The sequence below is a fragment of the Eikenella longinqua genome (genome assembly GCF_001648355.1).
GTDB classification, from domain to species: Bacteria; Pseudomonadota; Gammaproteobacteria; order Burkholderiales; family Neisseriaceae; genus Eikenella; species Eikenella longinqua.
Genome location: NZ_LXSL01000006.1, coordinates 1 through 1997, shown reverse-complemented (window position 1 = coordinate 1997; position 1997 = coordinate 1). Strand labels below are relative to the sequence as shown.

Here is a 1997-nt window from a genome sequence, read left to right as displayed (position 1 = left end):
CCCAACTCTGCTATCCTGTTCTACCACAAAATCCGCCAAGTCATCAGCCATCATCTGGCACTGGCGGCCGATGAAATTTTCGCCGGCCCGGTCGAATTGGACGAAAGCTATTTCGGCGGACGCCGCAAAGGCAGGCGAGGACGTGGTGCGGCAGGCAAGGTAGTGGTATTCGGCATCCTGAAACGGCAGGGACGGGTCTACACTATTGTGGTGGATAATGCCAAGTCTGAAACATTGATGCCTGTCATCAAAAAGAAAATCATGCCGGACAGCATTGTTTATACCGATAGCCTGAGCAGTTATGACAAGTTGGACGTGGGTGGTTTTATCCATCACCGTATTAACCATTCCAAGGAATTTGCAGACCGTCAAAACCACATTAACGGCATTGAGAATTTCTGGAATCAGGCAAAACGTGTCTTACGCAAATACAACGGAATCGACCGCAAATCTTTCCCGCTGTTCTTGAAAGAGTGCGAATTTCGGTTTAACTTCGGCACACCGTCCCGACAGCTTAAAATCCTGCGGAGATGGTGTGGAATTTAGGGCTAATCTACGTCAACCCCAAAATAAAATTAGGCAAACAATTTGTCTATTGTTTGCCTAATTCACTGCTTAGACAGTATATTGCGACATGCCGTCTGCATCTACTTTCTCAGTTAGCCTGCCTCTCTTTCCCATCCAAGCACTAAACCTACTAGTGGCGGAAGCTACGAATTAAACCAGCTGCACCACCCACTACGCCAATGGCCGCAGCACCTGTCGTCAAGTTTTCACGTACTGCGCCATGAGCGTTGGCACGTTTTTCACGTTCCAATGCCAATTCTTCTGAAACGTTCTGGCGCTGACGGCGATGTTGATCAAGCTGGGCACGGCTGATTTGTGCAGAAGCACGGTTACGACCAGCGTTAATGGCAGCGTTATCATCCCCGATTGCATAGTTCCCCACAGAACCACCGGAGGCGCAGCCAGCTAAAGCGATAATTAATGCTAAAGGCAATGCAAACTTTTTCATTTTCAAACTCCTAAAAGTGTAAATACAAACAAGCTAACAGCCTAACTGGCATTACCGGAAATGATAGTAGATATGCCGGCTGCCTTGGTTGGCACGACGAGTGGCATTGGCTTCATCCATCAGCTCCTGCCTGCGTTCCCTACGGAACTCTGCCCGTTCTGCCCGTTCTGCCCGATCAATTGCCCTAGCACTAGCTGCTATCTCAGCAGGAGAACGAGTGTCAACGAACTTCTGCTCGCCATAAGCGCAACCACCCAGCAGCAAAGCTGCCGTTACCATCATCATTAATTGACTTCTCATGTCACACCTCCCTTTCTTAAACTGACCTAGAATCTTTACTCAAACTTACTTCTTGATTACATTGTAAATTTGCGCGCACCCGCTGTCAAAAAATTATGCTTACTATTTGTAATATTTAGGATAAAATCTTAACAATCCGCCCCAAAAAAGCATGTGCTTCAATGCTTACATACAGTCTAACAAACTTTTTCCAGCACTTATTTTTGCCTTAAATTTGCCACTCCCACATCTAAGCTTATGGTTTTCCACACAGCCTCAAAATCAGCTGCCAGAACATTTTCCATATCGCAATATCATCGCCAGAATCGGCAAAACTGTTTAATCTAAAACAGAATCGCCCAATTTTAGAGGCATATATGCAACATTATGCTTTAAGCCATCCACCACTCCTTTACATGAGGCTACCTGAAATTCCCAGCCCATCAGAATCCCTATTTCGCCGCATAGAAATTTTGTGCCGCAATGCTTTCAAGCAAACGCATGAGATGTAAATAAAAACTGCCCGGAAGCCCCTGTTTCGGCCAAGCCAAAACTTTTCAGGTAGCCTCAAACACAACAAAAGATACCGTAATCGAAAGTCAAGAACTTTTTAAAAACGCAAGCAACAGTAAGGCGGCGATAGCCATCGGCTACCGCTTTTTTGCAACACTTTAGACTGCTGTTTTACGCTGGTTTGTGCCGA

Annotated in this window: 3 protein-coding genes; 1 reads left to right on the top strand and 2 read right to left on the bottom strand. The window is 46.1% G+C overall.

Annotation, left to right across the window (positions count from 1 at the left end; genetic code table 11):
* The coding region (locus A7P95_RS00060) for an IS1595 family transposase (RefSeq protein ID WP_067589351.1) at positions 1–546 on the top strand (546 nt) is incomplete at its 5' end.
* Between the two features lie 151 nt (positions 547–697).
* On the opposite strand, the gene A7P95_RS10940 is transcribed toward A7P95_RS00060, so the two are convergent.
* Complete coding sequence (locus A7P95_RS10940) at positions 698–1015, bottom strand: NGK_0946 family protein (RefSeq protein WP_082890648.1); 318 nt, start codon at positions 1013–1015, stop codon at positions 698–700.
* Between the two features lie 51 nt (positions 1016–1066).
* Positions 1067–1315, bottom strand: coding sequence for a hypothetical protein (locus A7P95_RS00055; RefSeq protein WP_067589348.1), 249 nt, complete (start codon positions 1313–1315; stop codon positions 1067–1069).
* Between the last annotated feature and the right edge of the window lie 682 nt (positions 1316–1997).